This is a genomic window from Pseudomonas sp. S04, assembly GCF_009834545.1.
GTDB lineage: Bacteria > Pseudomonadota > Gammaproteobacteria > Pseudomonadales > Pseudomonadaceae > Aquipseudomonas.
Map to the genome: position 1 here is coordinate 4,919,491 of NZ_CP019427.1, position 18,952 is coordinate 4,938,442.

The 18,952-nt window shown below is 61.1% G+C and carries 16 protein-coding genes; 12 read left to right on the forward strand and 4 right to left on the reverse strand.

Features of this window, described 5'->3' with window-relative positions:
- Positions 1-93: 93 nt before the first annotated feature.
- Positions 94-435: a Grx4 family monothiol glutaredoxin gene (gene grxD / locus PspS04_RS21870; protein ID WP_095165923.1), complete on the reverse strand. Its 342-nt coding sequence runs from the start codon at positions 433-435 to the stop codon at positions 94-96.
- Between the two features lie 98 nt (positions 436-533).
- The gene (locus tag PspS04_RS21875) at positions 534-2,642 is read right to left on the reverse strand and encodes a molybdopterin oxidoreductase family protein (protein WP_159997729.1); all 2,109 of its coding nucleotides are present in this window, start codon (positions 2,640-2,642) and stop codon (positions 534-536) included.
- A 452-nt stretch (positions 2,643-3,094) separates the two neighbouring features.
- Here PspS04_RS21875 and argF point away from each other — a divergent pair, with 452 nt between their 5' ends.
- Positions 3,095-4,015: an ornithine carbamoyltransferase gene (gene argF, locus PspS04_RS21880; RefSeq protein WP_159997731.1), complete on the forward strand. Its 921-nt coding sequence runs from the start codon at positions 3,095-3,097 to the stop codon at positions 4,013-4,015.
- Entirely contained in the window at positions 4,012-5,121 is a 1,110-nt protein-coding gene (locus PspS04_RS21885) for an ABC transporter ATP-binding protein (RefSeq protein ID WP_095165928.1), read from the forward strand. The genes argF and PspS04_RS21885 overlap by 4 nt, the downstream gene beginning before the upstream one ends.
- Before the next feature lie 40 nt (positions 5,122-5,161).
- On the opposite strand, the gene PspS04_RS21890 is transcribed toward PspS04_RS21885, so the two are convergent.
- Complete coding sequence (locus PspS04_RS21890) at positions 5,162-5,944, reverse strand: PhzF family phenazine biosynthesis protein (protein WP_095165930.1); 783 nt, start codon at positions 5,942-5,944, stop codon at positions 5,162-5,164.
- A gap of 98 nt (positions 5,945-6,042) precedes the next feature.
- The gene (gene ybaK, locus PspS04_RS21895; protein ID WP_095165932.1) at positions 6,043-6,513 is read right to left on the reverse strand and encodes a Cys-tRNA(Pro) deacylase; all 471 of its coding nucleotides are present in this window, start codon (positions 6,511-6,513) and stop codon (positions 6,043-6,045) included.
- Between the two features lie 370 nt (positions 6,514-6,883).
- On the opposite strand from ybaK, the gene PspS04_RS21900 reads away from it, so the two are divergent.
- The 10 genes from PspS04_RS21900 (at position 6,884) to PspS04_RS21945 (ending at position 18,936) form a co-directional block, all read left to right on the forward strand.
- Complete coding sequence (locus PspS04_RS21900) at positions 6,884-7,735, forward strand: MIP/aquaporin family protein (RefSeq protein WP_095165933.1); 852 nt, start codon at positions 6,884-6,886, stop codon at positions 7,733-7,735.
- Positions 7,736-7,812: 77 nt separating this feature from the next.
- Positions 7,813-9,318 (forward strand): glycerol kinase GlpK, encoded by a 1,506-nt coding sequence (gene glpK / locus PspS04_RS21905; RefSeq protein ID WP_095165935.1) that lies wholly within the window; start codon positions 7,813-7,815, stop codon positions 9,316-9,318.
- Positions 9,319-9,413: 95 nt separating this feature from the next.
- Complete coding sequence (locus PspS04_RS21910) at positions 9,414-10,169, forward strand: DeoR family transcriptional regulator (RefSeq protein ID WP_095165936.1); 756 nt, start codon at positions 9,414-9,416, stop codon at positions 10,167-10,169.
- Positions 10,170-10,411: 242 nt separating this feature from the next.
- Entirely contained in the window at positions 10,412-11,950 is a 1,539-nt protein-coding gene (glpD, locus tag PspS04_RS21915; RefSeq protein ID WP_159997733.1) for a glycerol-3-phosphate dehydrogenase, read from the forward strand.
- A gap of 341 nt (positions 11,951-12,291) precedes the next feature.
- On the forward strand, positions 12,292-13,206 hold the full coding sequence (locus PspS04_RS21920) for a glutamate/aspartate ABC transporter substrate-binding protein (RefSeq protein WP_159997735.1): 915 nt from the start codon (positions 12,292-12,294) through the stop codon (positions 13,204-13,206).
- A gap of 193 nt (positions 13,207-13,399) precedes the next feature.
- Positions 13,400-14,146, forward strand: a complete 747-nt coding sequence (locus PspS04_RS21925; RefSeq protein WP_095165942.1) for an amino acid ABC transporter permease — start codon at positions 13,400-13,402, stop codon at positions 14,144-14,146.
- The gene (locus tag PspS04_RS21930; RefSeq protein ID WP_159997737.1) at positions 14,146-14,817 is read left to right on the forward strand and encodes an amino acid ABC transporter permease; all 672 of its coding nucleotides are present in this window, start codon (positions 14,146-14,148) and stop codon (positions 14,815-14,817) included. Before PspS04_RS21925 ends, PspS04_RS21930 begins: the two co-directional genes overlap by 1 nt.
- Positions 14,814-15,548 (forward strand): amino acid ABC transporter ATP-binding protein, encoded by a 735-nt coding sequence (locus tag PspS04_RS21935; protein WP_095165946.1) that lies wholly within the window; start codon positions 14,814-14,816, stop codon positions 15,546-15,548. Before PspS04_RS21930 ends, PspS04_RS21935 begins: the two co-directional genes overlap by 4 nt.
- 161 nt (positions 15,549-15,709) lie before the next feature.
- Entirely contained in the window at positions 15,710-17,611 is a 1,902-nt protein-coding gene (locus PspS04_RS21940; RefSeq protein ID WP_159997739.1) for a sensor histidine kinase, read from the forward strand.
- Entirely contained in the window at positions 17,608-18,936 is a 1,329-nt protein-coding gene (locus PspS04_RS21945; protein ID WP_159997741.1) for a sigma-54-dependent transcriptional regulator, read from the forward strand. Before PspS04_RS21940 ends, PspS04_RS21945 begins: the two co-directional genes overlap by 4 nt.
- Positions 18,937-18,952 lie beyond the last annotated feature (16 nt).

Consider the following 18,952-nt stretch of genomic DNA (forward strand, 5'->3'; position numbering starts at 1 on the left):
CCCATTAAAAAGCCCCGCCCTCTTATTTATAGAGAGGCGGGGCTTTTTTTGATCTGCTGCGAGGGTTCGCTGGCAAGCCAGCGCCTACACCACTTAGGCTTCGGTCTTGCCAGCAGCAGCCTTTTCCACAGCAGCCTTGATGGTCGACTGCAGCGAACCGTCAGCGGCCATTTCGGTCATGATGTCGCTACCGCCAACCAATTCACCACCGACCCACAGCTGTGGGAAGGTTGGCCAGTTGGCGTACTTTGGCAGGTTGGCGCGGATTTCCGGGTTCTGCAGGATGTCCACGTAAGCGAACTTCTCACCACAGCCCATGACGGCCTGCGCGGCTTTCGCGGAGAAGCCACATTGTGGGGCATTCGGCGAGCCTTTCATGTAAAGCAGAATGGTGTTGTTGGCAATCTGCTCTTTAATAGTTTCGATGATATCCATGGAGCACCTCGGCTGAACTTTTCCGACTCAGTTGTCGGCACGGTGGCGCATTGTAACGGAAAGACCGGCGCGATGCTCGGTCTCCCCGACAGACATACCTAGGCCGCTGCCACCGTCACCGGCACACCATTGAGCGCTGCGTTTCCCGACAACTCATCAAGCTGACGCTCATCTGTCAGGTCGTTGGCGCTGGACCCCGGTTGCGCCGTGGCGATGCCCATCTGCACTCCAGGCCGGGCATGGCCCCAGCCGTGGGGCAGGCTGACCACGCCCCGCATCATCTCGGGACTGCCGAGCACCTCGACTTCGATCTCGCCGACCCGCGAACTGACCCGCACCCGCTGGCCGTCGCTGAGCCCGCGCTGAGCGAGGTCGTCCGGGTGCATCAACAACTGATGACGCGGCTTGCCTTTCACCAGGCGGTGGTAGTTGTGCATCCACGAATTGTTGCTGCGCACATGGCGTCGGCCAATCATCAACAACTCATCCGCCGCCGGCGCTTGCAGGGCGGCAAAGCGCTGCAGGTCCGCGAGTATCGCCGCTGGCGCCGCTTGCACGTGCTGGTTGGGCGTTTTCAGGCGCGGCCCCAGGTTGGCCTTCAGCGCCCCCAGGTCGACGCCATGGGGATGATCGAACAGGCTGGTCACCGACAGCTTGTGCTCGGAGGCGTCACCGTAGCGACCGGCACGCAAGGCAAAGTCGATCATCTGTGCCGGTGGCAGCGTAGGCTTGAGTTCCTTGCCGGTCCTGGCCGCAAAGGCCTTGGCCAGGCCGACGAAGATTTCCCAATCATGCAGCGCGCCCTCGGGCTTGGGCAGGATCGCCCGGTTGAAGCGGCTGACATTGCGCACCGCGAACATATTGAACGTGGTGTCGTAGTGATCGTTTTCCAACGCCGAGGTCGAAGGCAGGATCAGGTCGGCGTAACGCGTGGTTTCGTTGATGTACAGGTCGACGCTGACCATGAACTCCAGGCCGTCCAGCGCCTGCTCCAGTTGCCGGCCATTGGGCGTCGACAACACCGGATTGCCTGCAACCGTGATCAGTGCGCGAATCTGCCCCTCGCCGCCCGTGAGCATTTCTTCGGCCAGGGCCGATACCGGCAACTCACCCGCGTATTCCGGCCGCCCGGAGACCCGGCTTTGCCACAGATTGAAATGCCCGCCCGAGGTCGACGCCACCAGGTCAACCGCCGGTTCAGTGCACAGTGCCCCGCCGACCCGGTCCAGGTTGCCGGTGACCAGGTTGATCAACTGCACCAGCCAATGACACAAGGTGCCAAAGGCCTGGGTCGAAACCCCCATGCGCCCATAACAGACCGCCGTCGGCGCGGCGGCAAAATCGCGCGCCAGTTGGCGGATCTGCTCGGCCGGCACGGCACACAACGGGCTCATGGCCTCGGCATCGAATGGCGCAATCGCCTGGCGCACCTGATCCAGCCCATCCACCGGCAAATGACTGTCGCGACTCAGGCCTTCGCTGAACAAGGTATTGAGCACGCCAAACAGCAACGCCGCATCGCCCCCAGGCCGAACAAACACATGCTGGTCGGCCATCGCTGCGGTCTCGCTGCGCCGCGGGTCGACCACCACCACTTTGCCGCCACGCGCCTGGATCGCCTTCAAGCGTTTCTCCACATCCGGCACGGTCATGATGCTGCCGTTGGACGCCAGTGGATTAGCGCCCAGGATCAGCATGAAATCGGTGTGATCGATGTCTGGAATCGGCAGCAGCAACCCATGGCCATACATCAAGTGGCTGGTCAGGTGATGGGGCAACTGATCGACGGACGTCGCGGAGAAGCGATTGCGGCTCTTCAGTAACCCAAGAAAATAATTGCTGTGGGTCATCAGCCCGTAGTTATGCACGCTGGGGTTGCCCTGATACACCGCCACCGCGTTCTGCCCATGACGCTCCTGGATCGTCGCCAGGCGCTCGGCGACCAGCACAAAGGCCTCGTCCCAACCAATCGCCTGCCACTCGTTGCCGACGCGCTGCATGGGCTGGCGCAGGCGATCGGGATCGTTCTGGATATCTTGCAACGCCACCGCCTTGGGGCAGATGTGACCGCGACTGAAGCTATCCAGCGGGTCCCCCTTGATCGAAGTGATCTGCAGGTCCGCGTTGTCGCTGGCGGTGGTTTCGATGGTCAAGCCGCAGATGGCTTCACACAGGTGGCACGCACGGTGGTTAAGAGTCTTGGTCATGGCCAGTCTCTGTTTTATTCGGGGCAACCAGGGCGCGGTTGCGGGAGTAAAACTATGGGCCGAGTCCGACCACTGCACCAGCGACGTTCGTCTTGTGAATCGGCGGCCATCAGGCCTGCCGATAGCTCCCCGCCAGTTGGCGACCGGCAGGGCAAAAACCGACTGGTACGCCCGCTTGTGCGCTGCGCTCGATTGCCAAGGCGCGCGGGGGCAGTGTACAAAGGGCTTGCTGCTGTCAGGAAACAGGCTTCAAAAGCGCTACTGCGGTCACCCCGTAGCCCCTCTGAAATCCCCTAAACACCGTAGCCTATTGGTAAGGCGCGACATTTAATGTCAATATTGCGCCTTCCCCTATTTCGTCGCCCCGTGCGGCTTACGCCGCAGGTCTCGCCCGTTTTTTTAATTAAACAAGGCCTTGAGTATCTGCGGTCCGTTGCAAAAGGTAGTCAATGATGAGCGCAAGGCACTTTCTCTCCCTGATGGATTGCACGCCCGAAGAGCTGGTCAGCGTGATCCGTCGAGGCATTGAGCTCAAAGACCTGCGTAACCGCGGCGTACTGTTCGAGCCGTTGAAAAACCGCGTCCTGGGGATGATCTTCGAGAAGTCCTCGACCCGCACTCGCCTGTCGTTCGAAGCCGGCATGATCCAGCTCGGCGGCCAGGCCATCTTCCTCTCGCCGCGCGACACCCAACTGGGCCGTGGCGAACCGATTGGCGACTGCGCCATCGTCATGTCGCGCATGCTCGACGCCGTGATGATCCGCACCTTTGCCCACAGCACCCTGACCGAATTCGCCGCCAACTCCCGCGTGCCAGTGATCAACGGCCTGTCCGATGACCTGCACCCGTGCCAGTTGCTGGCCGACATGCAAACCTTCCTTGAGCATCGCGGTTTGATCCAGGGCAAGACCGTGGCCTGGATCGGCGACGGCAACAACATGTGCAACAGCTATATAGAAGCGGCCATCCAGTTCGACTTCCAGTTGCGCATCGCCTGCCCCGAGGGCTACGAGCCGAACCCGCAATTCGTGGCGGCAGCCGGCGATCGCGTGACCATCGTCCGCGACCCCAAGGATGCCGTGCGTGGCGCACACCTGGTGAGCACCGATGTCTGGACCTCCATGGGCCAGGAAGAAGAAACCGCCAAGCGCCTCAAACTGTTTGCGCCCTACCAGGTCAACCGCGCCCTGCTCGACCTGGCGGCCGAGGATGTCCTGTTCATGCACTGCCTGCCGGCCCACCGCGGCGAAGAAATCAGCCTCGACCTGCTCGACGACGGCCGCTCGGTGGCCTGGGACCAGGCAGAAAACCGCCTGCACGCGCAAAAGGCCTTGCTCGAATTCCTCGTTCCCCCGGCGTACCACCACGCATGAGTCATACATTACTGCTGAACCTGCGCAACCTGGCCTGCGGCTACCAGGACCAGCGCGTTGTCCAGAACCTCAACCTGCATCTCAATGCTGGCGATATCGGCTGCCTGCTTGGCTCCTCCGGTTGTGGCAAGACCACCACCCTGCGGGCCATCGCCGGTTTTGAACCGGTCCACGAAGGGGAAATCCAACTGGCGGGAGAAACCATCTCCAGTGCCGGTTTCACCCTCGCCCCGGAGAAACGCCGGATCGGCATGGTGTTCCAGGACTACGCACTGTTCCCGCACCTGAGCGTGGCTGACAACATCGCCTTCGGCATTCGCAAGCACCCGCACAAAGACCGGGTCACCGCCGAGATGCTCGAACTGGTGAACCTGAAGAACCTCGGCAAGCGCTTCCCCCACGAGCTTTCCGGCGGCCAGCAACAACGGGTGGCCCTGGCTCGCGCACTGGCCCCGGAGCCGCAACTGCTGCTGCTCGATGAACCCTTCTCCAACCTCGATGGCGAATTGCGCCGCAAGCTCAGCCACGAAGTCCGCGACATCCTCAAGAGCCGTGGCACCAGTGCGATTCTGGTGACCCACGACCAGGAAGAAGCCTTCGCGGTCAGCGATCAGGTCGGGGTGTTCAAGGAAGGTCGGCTGGAGCAGTGGGACACGCCCTACAACCTGTACCACGAGCCGCTGACACCTTTCGTCGCGAGCTTCATCGGCCAGGGTTACTTCATTCGTGGCCAGTTGCAGACCCCCGAGTCGGTGCAGACCGAACTTGGCGAGCTGCGTGGCAACCGCGCCTATACCTGGCCGACCGGCGGCGCCGTGGACGTGCTGCTGCGTCCCGACGATATCGTCTACGCCCCGGATAGCCCGCTGAAAGCGCGGATCATCGGCAAAACCTTCCTTGGCGCCTCGACGTTGTACCGCCTGCAACTGCCCACCGGCAGCCAGCTGGAATCGATCTTCCCGAGCCACGCCGACCACCTGGTGGGTGCCGATGTCGGCATTCGCGTGGCCGCCGAACACCTGGTGCTGTTCCAGGCATCCGGCAGCACCGCGGCACAGATACCGGCCGTCGAATCCGGAGTCCGCCGGTACAGCACCGCCAGTTGATCCACGCTCCTACACAGCCAGTCAGGCAGCGACGTCAGTGTCAGCCCAGCAGCAACGTCCCGCTGGCCACCAACGTCGCAGTCCCGCCAATCTTCACTCGATCGCCTTCCAGGCGACAGAACAACTCCCCGCCCCGCGCCGAACACTGATAGGCCGTCAGACTGGTTTTATCCAGTTGCTGCGCCCAGTAAGGAATCAGCAGGCAATGGGTCGAACCGGTGACCGGGTCTTCGTTGATGCCGATGGCCGGGGCAAAATAGCGCGAGACAAAATCATGCTGCGTGCCACGCGCGGTGACGATTGCCCCCAGCCAGGGCAACTTCGCCAGGGCCGCCATGTCGGGTTGGCAATCGCGCACGGCCTGCTCCGATTCGAGCACCACAAACAACTCATTGGAACCCAGCACCTCGATGGGCTGCACCCCCAGCGCTGCGGCTATCAGCGGATTGGCCGCCACCGCACGCGGTGCGATCCTCGGGAAATCCAGCCATAGCTGCCCGCCTTCGCGGGTCACGCGCAACGGCCCGGATTTACTGATGAAGTCCAGGCTTTGCGACGGTTCCTCATACTGGTCGAACAACACATGGGCGCTGGCCAGGGTCGCGTGGCCGCACAACGGCACTTCCGTGGTCGGGGTGAACCAACGGATATGCCAACCCTGGGCCTCACGCACCACAAACGCGGTCTCGGCGAGGTTGTGCTCGGCGGCGATGTTTTGCATCAGTTCATCACTGAGCCAAGCCTCGAGCCGGTAGACCATCGCCGGGTTGCCACTGAACGGACGGTCGCTGAAGGCATCGACCTGATGAAACGCTAACTCCATGAGTACTCTCCTTTTGTGTAGGCGAGCGCGAGCATGCAGCAGCGGTGGCTGGCTCACCAGTGACAGAGCCAGTGGATTTTCACCATACAGCGAACGGGTCAAGCCCGGCCGATGTCAGCGAACCTGGCCTGGGTATGTTCGGCCAGCACTGCAGCGGCCAATTCGACTTCCAGGCCGCGTCGACCGGCACTGACATAAATAGTCGCAAAAGCTTGGGCACTGCTATCGATAAAGGTACGCAGCCGCTTCTTCTGCCCCAACGGGCTAATTCCCCCCAATAAGTACCCGGTTGCCCGCTGTGCGGCAGCGGGGTCGGCCATCTCGACTTTCTTGACCCCTGCCGCATGGGCCAGCGCCTTCAAGTCCAGACTTCCGACGACCGGCACCACAGCGACCAGCAACTCGGCTTTCTCACTAGCCGCAAGCAAGGTCTTGAACACCTGGGCCGGCTGCAACCCAAGCTTTTCCGCCGCCTCCAACCCGTATGAAGCGGCCTTGGGATCATGTTCATAACTGTGTACACGATGTTCGGCACGAACTTTTTTCAGCAGATCCAATGCGGGGGTCATGGCAGCTCCAAGCCAACGAAAGAACAACAAATGCTGCGCCGGATTCTAGGTCATCACGCAGCAAAAGGCTCTAAGACCGCCCCGCTATCCAGTCGTCGGCGCTGCCGGCCAGGTAAATCTGCAACGTTGCCACCCCCCTCAAGACGCGATCATTCAGCCGAACAATAGTTGATTTGTGACTGACGGTTCACTTTCGACCTTTGACATCAGCGTTTCTTGTCTATATTTTTTCGTTTCCGAATACCATGCGAATAATCCTACGCAGCACCCAGCAGTAAGCCGAGACCAGGATGGGGATCCTGCCTTGGTGAAAATCGCGCCCGATCTCCTGTGGGACGAGCGCCCGACAACAACAAAAAACGAGGTTTTCATGACCACTGCTTTACAACAACCACCGCTCTCGAGCCAATGCATGGCCGAGTTCCTGGGGACTGCACTGCTGATCTTTTTTGGCACTGGCTGCGTCGCCGCCCTCAAAGTCGCGGGTGCCAGCTTTGGCCTGTGGGAAATCAGCATCATCTGGGGCGTCGGCGTCAGTATGGCGATCTACCTGACCGCAGGCGTTTCCGGTGCCCACCTGAACCCGGCCGTCAGCATCGCCCTAAGCATTTTCACCGACTTTGAAAAGCGCAAACTGCCCTTCTACATCTTGTCCCAGGTGGCGGGCGCCTTCTGTGGCGCGTTGTTGGTTTACACGCTTTACAGCAACCTGTTCTTCGATTTCGAACAAACCCAGCAGATGGTTCGCGGCAGCCAGGCCAGCCTGGAGTTGGCGTCGGTATTCTCCACCTTCCCCAACCCGGCCCTGTCTACCGGCCAGGCGTTCCTGGTCGAGATGATCATCACCGCGATCCTGATGGGCGTGATCATGTCCCTGACCGACGATAACAACGGCCTGCCCAAGGGCCCGCTGGCACCGCTGCTGATTGGCCTGCTGATCGCCGTGATCGGCAGCTCGATGGGGCCGCTGACCGGCTTCGCGATGAACCCGGCACGGGATTTCGGTCCTAAACTGATGACTTTCTTCGCTGGCTGGGGTGAAATTTCCTTCACTGGCGGCCGGGATATTCCCTATTTCCTGATTCCGATTTTTGCTCCGATTGTCGGTGCCTGCCTCGGTGCTGCGGCCTATCGCGGGCTGATTGCCCGTCACCTGCCCGGCGCCGTACCTGCTACAACAAAGGCAGAACCGGCGATGGATGGCAAAACCCGAATTTCCTGATAGCGGCGGCGCGTGATCCTGCCCACCATTGATCACGCGCCCCGATCCACTCCCTTATTTCGTCCAAGGCAATCGACATGACCGACACACAGAATAAGAACTACATCATTGCCCTTGATCAGGGTACGACCAGCTCGCGCGCGATCATTTTCGACCGCGACGCCAACGTGGTCTGCACCGCTCAACGCGAATTCGCCCAGCATTACCCACAAGCCGGTTGGGTCGAACATGACCCGATGGAGATCTTCGCCACCCAGAGCGCGGTGATGGTCGAGGCCCTGGCACAAGCCGGCCTGCATCACGACCAGGTGGCCGCCATCGGCATCACCAACCAGCGCGAAACCACCGTGGTCTGGGACAAGACCAGCGGCCGGCCGATCTATAACGCCATTGTCTGGCAGTGCCGGCGCAGCACCGAGATCTGCCAGCAGCTCAAGCGCGACGGCCACGAGCAATACATCAGCGACACCACCGGCCTGGTCACCGACCCGTACTTTTCCGGCACCAAGCTGAAGTGGATCCTCGACAACGTCGAAGGCAGCCGGGAGCGTGCACGCAACGGCGAGTTGCTGTTCGGCACAGTCGACAGCTGGTTGATCTGGAAATTTACCGGCGGCAAGACCCACGTCACCGACTACACCAACGCCTCGCGCACCATGCTCTTCAACATCCACACCCTGGAGTGGGACGCGAAGATGCTCGAGCTGCTGGACATCCCACGCGAGATGCTGCCGCAGGTGAAGTCCTCGTCAGAAATTTATGGCCACACCAAGAGCGGCATTGCCATCGGCGGTATCGCCGGCGACCAGCAAGCGGCCTTGTTCGGCCAGATGTGCGTGGAGCCCGGCCAGGCGAAAAACACCTACGGCACTGGCTGCTTCCTGCTGATGAATACCGGCAGCAAGGCAGTCAAATCCAGCCACGGCATGCTCACCACCATCGCCTGCGGTCCGCGCGGTGAGGTGGCCTATGCCCTCGAGGGCGCAGTGTTCAACGGCGGCTCCACCGTGCAGTGGCTGCGCGACGAACTGAAGATCATCAACGACGCCCACGACACTGAGTACTTCGCCAACAAGGTCAAGGACAGCAACGGTGTGTACCTGGTGCCCGCCTTCACCGGCCTCGGCGCGCCGTACTGGGACCCCTATGCCCGCGGCGCCCTGTTCGGCCTGACTCGCGGCGTACGGGTCGACCACATCATTCGCGCAGCCCTGGAGTCGATTGCCTACCAGACCCGCGACGTGCTCGACGCCATGCAACAGGACTCCGGCGAACGCCTCAAGGCCTTGCGCGTGGACGGCGGTGCGGTGGCGAACAACTTCCTCATGCAGTTCCAGGCCGACATCCTCGGCACCCAGGTCGAGCGCCCGCAAATGCGCGAGACCACGGCACTCGGCGCTGCCTATCTGGCAGGCCTGGCCTGCGGCTTCTGGGCCAGTCTGGACGAACTGCGCGGCAAGGCAGTGATCGAGCGCGAATTCGACCCGCAACTGGAAGAAAGCGCCAAGGAAAAACTCTACGCTGGCTGGAAAAAAGCCGTCAGCCGTACTCGTGACTGGGAGCCGCACGAAGGCGAGGAGTAAGCCAAGGGCCGAACAGTGTTCGGCATCTAACTGGTCGGGAGGGGATTGATGCGGCATCATGGGCAAATTTTGCACGGCAGCCCAAAGGACGCCCCATGAATCTGCCTCCCCGTCAGCAGCAAATCCTCGAACTGGTCCGCGAACGCGGCTACGTCAGCATCGAGGAAATGGCCCAGTTGTTCGTTGTTACTCCGCAGACCATTCGCCGCGATATCAATCAGCTGGCCGAAGACAACCTGTTGCGCCGCTACCATGGCGGCGCAGCCTATGATTCCAGCGTGGAAAACACTGCGTACGCCATGCGTGCCGACCAGATGCGCGACGAGAAGCAGCGCATCGGCGAAGCTATTGCCCGGCAAATTCCCGACCACGCCTCGTTGTTCATCAATATCGGTACCACCACCGAGTCCATCGCCCGGGCGCTGCTCAACCACAACCACCTGAAAATCATCACCAACAACCTGCACGTGGCCTCGATGCTCAGTGCCAAGGATGATTTCGACGTGCTGCTCACCGGTGGCACCGTGCGCCGCGACGGCGGGGTTGTCGGCCAGGCCAGTGTCGATTTCATCAACCAGTTCAAGGTCGACTATGCCCTCGTGGGCATCAGTGGCATCGACGAAGATGGCAGCCTGCTGGACTTTGATTACCAGGAAGTGCGGGTATCCCAGGCGATCATCGCCAATGCCCGGCAAGTGATCCTGGCGGCCGACTCCAGCAAGTTCGGACGCAACGCCATGATTCGCCTCGGACCGATCACCCTGATCGATTGCCTGGTGACTGATCAGGAGCCCGTGCCCGCCCTCGCCCAGCTGCTGAGCCAGAACAAGATTCGCCTGGAAGTCGTTTAGTCGCCTCACCTCTTCATCGTCCCTCCAGACGCCATCGCGAGCAGCGCAACCCTTGCTCGCGATAGCGCCTGCTCATGCCCCACCCGCATAAATGTTCGAAATTTTTCCTTTTCTGCCCCTTCGATGAGTTTTTTCAATCGAAGCGGACTGGCTGTGGGCGACTTTATGGGCTACCATTTTCGAAAATGAACATTAATGTTCGTATTCCAATACATAAAGCCAAAAATGCCCGAGGCCTGCCGATGCCCACTTCCACCTTGCCGACACCCCCACTTGCCGAGATCTATGACGTCGCCGTGATTGGTGGCGGGATCAATGGCGTCGGGATTGCGGCGGATGCTGCCGGCCGTGGGCTTTCGGTGTTCCTTTGCGAAAAGGACGACCTGGCCAGCCACACCTCGTCCGCCAGCAGCAAGCTGATCCACGGCGGCCTGCGCTACCTGGAACACTATGAATTCCGCCTGGTGCGCGAAGCCCTGGCCGAACGCGAAGTGCTGCTGGCCAAGGCCCCGCATATCGTCAAGCAGATGCGCTTTGTCCTGCCGCACCGCCCGCACCTGCGCCCGGCCTGGATGATTCGCGCCGGCCTGTTCCTCTACGACAACCTGGGCAAGCGGGAAAAGCTCGCCGGTTCCAGAAGCCTGAAGTTCGGTGCCGACAGCGCCTTGAAAAGCGAAATCAGCAAGGGCTTCGAGTACTCCGACTGCTGGGTCGACGACGCCCGCCTGGTGGTACTCAATGCCATGGCCGCCCGTGAGAACGGCGCCCACGTGCACACCCAGACCCGCTGCGTCAGCGCCCGACGCAGCAAGGGTCTGTGGCACCTGCACCTGGAGCGCGCCGATGGCAGCCTGTTCTCGATCCGCGCCAAAGCGCTGGTGAACGCTGCCGGCCCCTGGGTTGCCAAGTTCATTCGCGATGACCTGAAGATGGAATCGCCCTACGGTATTCGCCTGATCCAGGGCAGCCACCTGATCGTGCCCAAGCTGTACGAAGGCGAGCACGCGCACATCCTGCAAAACGAAGATCAGCGCATCGTGTTCACCATTCCGTACCTCAATCACTTCACCCTGATTGGCACCACGGACCGCGAGTACACCGGTGACCCGGCCAAAGTGGCGATCACCGAGGGCGAAACCGATTACCTGATCCAGGTAGTCAATGCGCACTTCAAGCAACAGGTCAGCCGTGACGACATCCTGCACACCTATTCCGGCGTGCGCCCGTTGTGCAACGACGAATCCGACAACCCATCGGCCGTGACCCGCGACTACACCCTGGCCCTGTCCGGCAACGGTGAAGAGGCGCCCCTGCTGTCGGTGTTCGGCGGCAAGCTGACCACCTACCGCAAGCTCGCCGAGTCGGCCATGGCCCAGTTGGCGCCCTACTTCAAGCAGATGAAACCGAGCTGGACTGCCCAGGCAACCCTGCCTGGCGGCGAAGACATGAGCACCCCGCAGGCCCTGAGCGCCTTGATTCGCGACAAGTTCGACTGGGTCCCCACGGAAATTGCCCGCCGCTGGGCCACCACTTACGGCAGCCGCACCTGGCGCATGCTCGAAGGCGTACAGGGCTTGAACGACATGGGCGAGCACCTGGGTGGCGGGCTCTACAGCCGTGAAGTCGATTACCTGTGCCAGCAGGAATGGGCCACCACCGCCCACGATATTCTCTGGCGGCGCACCAAGCTGGGCCTGTTCACCACGGCCGACGAACAGGCAAACGTGCAGCAGTACCTGCACAAGCTCGAAGTCAACCGCAGCAAGATCGAAGCGGCCTGATCGACAGCCAATACATAAAAAGCCCCTGGATTCCGCGATTCAGGGGCTTTTTATTTTCTACATTGCGTTGAAGCCGCGAAAAATTCATTCGGTTTTCCGAACGCGACCCGGCAGTCAATTCGGTTAACCGGATCAGGAGTAGGGACAAGTTCCGCCACAAATATTTAATATCCTTATAAATCAATACTTTAATCAATTTACTCTGGCCTGGCACGACTCATGCTCTACACTCTTGGACGAACGCCTGAGGTGCCAACACTTCAGGAGCCCTCCAGGCGTTCAGCAGTACTAGAGAGCCGAAGAACTGGCTCCATAAAAAAAACAATGTCGAGGAAAATTTGATGCGTATCGTTCCCCATATCCTGAGCGCAGCCATCGCTGCCGCTCTGATCAGCACGCCAGTTTTCGCCGCCGAGCTCACCGGCACCCTGAAGAAGATCAAAGAGTCCGGCACCATCACCCTGGGCCATCGCGACGCTTCCATTCCGTTTTCCTACATTGCAGACGCTTCTGGCAAACCAGTCGGCTACTCCCACGACATCCAGATGCAAGTCGTCGAAGCCCTGAAAAAAGACCTGGACCTGCCGAACCTGCAAGTCAAATACAACCTGGTCACCTCGCAAACCCGTATTCCGCTGGTGCAGAACGGCACCGTTGACCTCGAGTGCGGTTCCACCACCAATAACGTCGAGCGTCAGCAACAAGTTGACTTCTCGGTCGGCATCTTCGAAATCGGTACTCGCCTGCTGTCCAAGAAGGACTCCAAGTACAAGGATTTCGACGATCTTAAAGGCAAGAACGTCGTGACCACCGCTGGCACCACGTCCGAGCGCATCCTCAAGTCGATGAACGCCGACAAGCAAATGGGCATGAACGTGATCTCCGCCAAGGACCACGGCGAATCCTTCCAGATGCTGGAATCGGGCCGCGCCGTTGCCTTCATGATGGACGACGCCCTGCTGGCCGGTGAAGCGGCCAAGGCCAAGAAAGCTTCCGACTGGGAAGTGACTGGCACGCCACAGTCCTATGAAATCTATGGCTGCATGGTGCGCAAAGGCGACGAGCCGTTCAAGAAAGCGGTCGATGATGCCATCAAGGCCACCTACGCTTCGGGCAAGATCAACAAGATCTACGACACCTGGTTCCAGGCGCCAATCCCGCCTAAAGGCCTGAACCTGAACTTCCCGATGAGCGACGAGCTCAAGGCGCTGATCGCCAATCCGACCGACAAAGCGGCTGACGACAAGAAATCCTGATTTCTGACTAGTCTTACCTCCTGAGAGGGCCAATGCCCTTTCGGGAGGTTGTCACTACCTGCTGGCATTTTTGGAAACACTCGAACCGGTGGTTGTCGAGCCGACCGCGTGTGCCCGACCGTCAACGTCGGGTGGGAACGGAGTTCCCCCAGGCAGGTGCTTGAACATCGATTGAATCCGAGGGGAGACCCTAATGAATTACAACTGGGATTGGGGCGTGTTCTTCAAGTCCACCGGCGTGGGCAGCGAGACCTATCTCGACTGGTTCATTTCCGGGCTGGGCTGGACCATCGCTATCGCCATCGTGGCCTGGATCATTGCATTGCTGCTGGGCTCGGTACTGGGCGTAATGCGCACCGTACCGAACCGCATCGTGTCAGGCATCGCGACCTGCTACGTAGAACTGTTCCGTAACGTGCCGCTGCTGGTTCAGCTGTTCATCTGGTACTTCCTGGTGCCCGACCTGCTGCCACAAGACCTGCAGGACTGGTACAAACAGGACCTCAACCCGACCACCTCGGCCTACCTGAGTGTTGTCGTGTGCCTGGGCCTGTTCACCGCCGCCCGGGTCTGCGAACAAGTGCGCACCGGTATCCAGGCGCTGCCCCGCGGCCAGGAATCGGCTGCTCGCGCCATGGGCTTCAAGCTGCCGCAGATCTACTGGAACGTGCTGCTGCCCCAGGCCTATCGCATCATCATTCCACCGCTCACCTCGGAATTCCTCAACGTCTTCAAGAACTCGTCCGTGGCCTCGCTGATCGGCCTGATGGAGCTGCTCGCGCAGACCAAGCAGACCGCCGAGTTCTCCGCCAACCTGTTCGAAGCCTTCACCCTGGCGACCCTGATCTACTTCACCCTGAACATGAGCCTGATGTTGCTGATGCGCGTGGTCGAGAAGAAAGTTGCAGTGCCGGGCCTGATTTCCGTAGGGGGTAAATGATGGAATTCGACTTCTCGGGCATCATCCCGTCCCTGCCGGGCCTGTGGAACGGCATGGTGATGACCCTGCAATTGATGGCGCTGGGCGTCGTCGGCGGGATCATCCTCGGTACCATCCTGGCGTTGATGCGCTTGTCCCACAACAAGTTGCTGTCGAACCTTGCCGGTGCCTACGTCAACTACTTCCGTTCGATCCCGCTGCTGCTGGTGATCACCTGGTTCTACCTGGCGGTGCCGTTCGTGCTGCGCTGGATCACCGGCGAAGACACCCCGATCGGCGCGTTTGCCTCCTGCATCGTGGCCTTCATGATGTTCGAAGCAGCGTACTTCTGCGAAATCGTCCGTGCCGGTGTGCAATCGATTCCCAAGGGCCAGATGGGCGCCGCCCAGGCCCTGGGCATGACCTATGGCCAGATGATGCGTTTAATCATCCTGCCCCAGGCATTCCGCAAGATGACACCGCTGTTGCTGCAACAGAGCATCATCCTGTTCCAGGACACCTCGCTGGTCTACGCCGTCGGCCTGGTGGACTTCCTCAACGCTTCGCGGGCCAGTGGCGACATCATTGGCCGTTCCAATGAGTTCCTGGTATTCGCCGGTCTCGTGTACTTCATCATCAGCTTTGCCGCCTCGCAGCTGGTCAAGCGTCTGCAAAAAAGGTTCGCCGTATGATCTCTATCAAGAATATCAACAAGTGGTATGGGGACTTCCAGGTGCTGACTGATTGCAGCACCGACGTCAAGAAAGGTGAGGTGATCGTGGTGTGCGGGCCGTCCGGCTCCGGCAAGTCGACCCTGATCAAGTGCGTCAATGCCCTGGAACCGTTCCAGAAAGGCGACATCGTGGTCGACGGCACTTCGATTGCCGACCCCAAGACCAACCTGCCAAAACTGCGCTCGCGCGTTGGCATGGTGTTCCAGCACTTCGAACTGTTCCCGCACCTGACCATCACCGAAAACCTGACCATCGCGCAGATCAAGGTGTTGGGCCGCAGCAAGGAAGAAGCCACCAAGAAAGGCCTGCAACTGCTCGAGCGCGTCGGCCTCTCGGCCCACGCCCACAAGCATCCGGGCCAGCTCTCCGGTGGTCAGCAGCAGCGTGTGGCGATCGCCCGCGCACTGGCCATGGACCCGATCGTCATGCTGTTCGACGAACCGACCTCGGCGCTGGACCCGGAAATGGTTAACGAAGTGCTGGACGTCATGGTGCAACTGGCCCACGAAGGCATGACCATGATGTGCGTGACCCACGAAATGGGCTTCGCCCGCAAAGTGGCGGACCGGGTGATCTTCATGGACGCCGGCAAGATCATCGAAGACTGCCCTAAGGAAGAGTTCTTCGGCGACATCAACGCTCGCGCCGAACGTACACAGCACTTCCTGAACAAGATCCTGCAGCACTAAGCAGCACACCGCTCCTCGCCCCCGTGTAGGAGCGAGCTTGCTCGCGATGGTGGGTCAGCTACATCACTGTTGACTGACACTCCATCGCGAGCAAGCTCGCTCCTACACAGGGACTGCGCGGATTTGTAGATTTGTGTTGTGGTTGACCCAAGGCATCTGTGATGAAATGCGACCCCACTCTTTATCGCGCCGCACCGCCATCACTCGCCGTGAAACCTCGTCTGATCCGCCACCTGTTCCTGCCGCCGCTGATCATCCTGCTGATGCTCGCACTGGGGCTGCTCGGCTTCTGGATCAGTGAGCACTACGGCATTCGCAGCCTCGGCGAAAACGGTCAACGCCAGCTGGAACTGCACGCCCGTGCGGTGGAAAGCGAGATCAGCAAATACACCTACCTGCCTAGCCTGCTGGAACTCGAATCGAGTGTTTCGCAGTTGCTGGCCGAGCCGTCGCCGGAACACCGGCAAGCGGTCAATAATTACCTTGAAGGCCTGAACCGGCGCAGCCGCAGTCGGGCCATCTACGTGATGGACACCACCGGCCGAGTCCTGGCCACCAGCAACTGGCGCGACGTCGACAGCTACCTGGGCGAAGACCTGTCCTTCCGTGCCTATTTCCAGAACGCAGTACGCGGCCAGCCCGGGCGCTTCTACGGGATCGGCAGCACCAACGGCGAACCCGGCTACTACCTGGCCCACGGCCTCGAGGAGCAAGGCAAGATCATCGGCGTCGCGGTGGTCAAGGTGCGCCTGGAAGCCCTGGAAGAACGCTGGCAGCGCGCCCGCCTGGAAGCCTTCGTCAGCGATGAGAACGGCATCATCATTCTCTCCAGCGACCCGGCGCGACGGCTCAAGGCCGTGCGTCCACTGAGCGACGACACCAAGGAGCGCCTGGCCCGCAGCCTGCAATACTACTGGTTCCCGCTCAATGAGCTGGAGCCGCTGGCCCGCGAACGCCTGGCCGAAGGCGTGGAGAAACTGACCTTCCCGGCCAACGCCGAAGTGGTCTCCGACGACGAGGCCATCAGCTACCTGTCGCAGACCCGCCCCCTGAGCGACACGCCGTGGAATTTCACCCTGCTGACACCGCTCCAGGACCTGCGGCGCGAGGCGATCAACCAGGGCATTCTGGTGGCAGTGGCCTTCGCCCTGGTGGCGTTCCTGCTGATCGCCTGGAACGAGCGCCGCAAGGTCATCGCCACCCGCCTCGCGGCCCGGGAAGCCCTGCAGGAAGCCAACAATCAACTGGAGCGACGGATTACCGAACGCACCACTGACCTGCGAGCTAGCAACGAACGCCTCAAGGGCCAGATTCGCGAACGGCGCCTGGCCGAGGAAACCCTGCGCCATGCCCAGGATGAATTGGTACAGGCCGGTAAACTGGCGGCCATCGGCCAAATGTCCACCAGCATTGCCCATGAACTGAACCAGCCCCTGGCGGCGTTGCGCACCCTGTCCGGCAACACCGTACGGTTTCTCGAACGTGGCCAACTGGACACCGCCAGTGCCAACCTGAAAACCATCAATGAACTGATCGATCGCATGGGCCGCATCACGGCCAGCCTGCGCTCCTTTGCCCGGCGCGGCGACGACAAGGGCCAGGCCAGCCTGGGCAAAGCGGTCGATGCGGCCCTGCAACTGCTGGGCGCGCGCCTGGAACACAGCGGCCTGCAGTTGCACCGCGCGTTCACTGACGAACAAGTGTCGATCGACCAGACCCGTCTGGAGCAGATCCTGGTCAACCTGATCGGCAATGCCCTGGATGCCATGCAGGCGCAAGCTGCGCCCCAATTGTGGCTCGAGGGTGAGGCAGTGGACGGCAAGTACCGGCTGCACGTACGCGACAACGGCCACGGCATTGACGCCGAGGCGCGCAAGCATCTGTTCGAACCCTTCTTTACCACCAAGCCTGGCGAACAGGGCCTGGGCCTCGGCCTGACCCTGTCGGCAAGCCTGGCCGCCGCGACCGGCGGCAGCCTGGGTGTCGAACACCCGGCCAGCGGTGGTACCGCATTTGTCCTCAGCTTACCCTTGGTAAGCCCCCTGCCCGTCGAGCCGATATGAACAACGATCTTAGTGTGCTGATCGTCGAAGACGATCCCCATGTCCTGCTCGGTTGCCAGCAGGCCCTGGCCCTGGAAGACATCCCCTGCACTGGCGTTGGCAGCGCTGAAGAAGCCCTGGCGCAGGTGGGCGACAACTTTGCCGGGATCGTCATCAGCGACATCCGCCTGCCGGGCATCGATGGCATGGAGCTGCTGGGTCGGCTCAAGGCTCGCGATCGCAGTTTGCCGGTGGTGCTGATCACCGGGCACGGCGACATTTCGATGGCTGTCGACGCCATGCAAAAAGGCGCCTACGACTTCATGGAGAAACCCTTCTCCCCCGAGCGCCTGGTGGACGTTGCCCGACGTGCCCTGGAGCAACGCAGCCTGGCCCGCGAAGTCAGCTCCTTGCGCCGGCAACTGGCTGAACGCGACTCACTGGAAGGCCGCATCATTGGGCGCTCGCCCGCCATGCAGCACCTGCGCGAACTGATCGCCAACGTCGCCGACACGTCGGCCAACGTGCTGATCGAAGGCGAGACCGGCACCGGCAAGGAGTTGGTTGCCCGTTGCCTGCACGACTTCAGTCGCCGCCAGGCCCAGCCTTTTGTCGCACTGAACTGCGGTGGCCTGCCGGAAAACCTGTTTGAAAGCGAAATCTTCGGGCATGAGGCGAACGCCTTTACCGGCGCCGGCAAACGGCGGATCGGCAAGATCGAACATGCCAACGGCGGCACCTTGTTCCTCGACGAAGTGGAAAGCATGCCGTTGCCCCTGCAGATCAAACTGCTGCGGGTATTGCAGGAACGCACCCTGGAGCGCCTGGGTTCGAACCAGAGCGTGGCGGTCGATTGCCGGGTGATTGCCGCCACCAAGTCCGACCTCGACGAACTGGGCCGCGCCGGCCAGTTCCGCAGCGACCTGTATTACCGCCTCAACGTGGTGACCCTGGAACTGCCGCCGCTGCGCGAACGCCGCGAGGACATCCTGCAACTGTTCGAGCACTTCCTGCAGCAATCATCGCTGCGCTTCGACCGCGCTGTCCCGGACCTGGACAACCAGACCCTGTCGCACCTGATGAGCCACGACTGGCCGGGCAACGTGCGCGAACTGCGCAACGTCGCCGAACGCTTTGCCCTCGGCCTGCCGGCGTTCAAGAAATCCGGCGCCACTGGCGCAGCCCAGGGCCTGGGGTTTTCCGAGGCGGTGGAAGCCTTCGAGCGCAACCTGCTGAGCGATGCCTTGCAACGCAGCGGCGGCAACCTGACCCAGGCCAGCCTGGAATTGGGCATGGCCAAGACCACGCTGTTCGACAAGGTCAAGAAGTACGGCCTCAGCCACTAACCCAGCGAGAACAGTC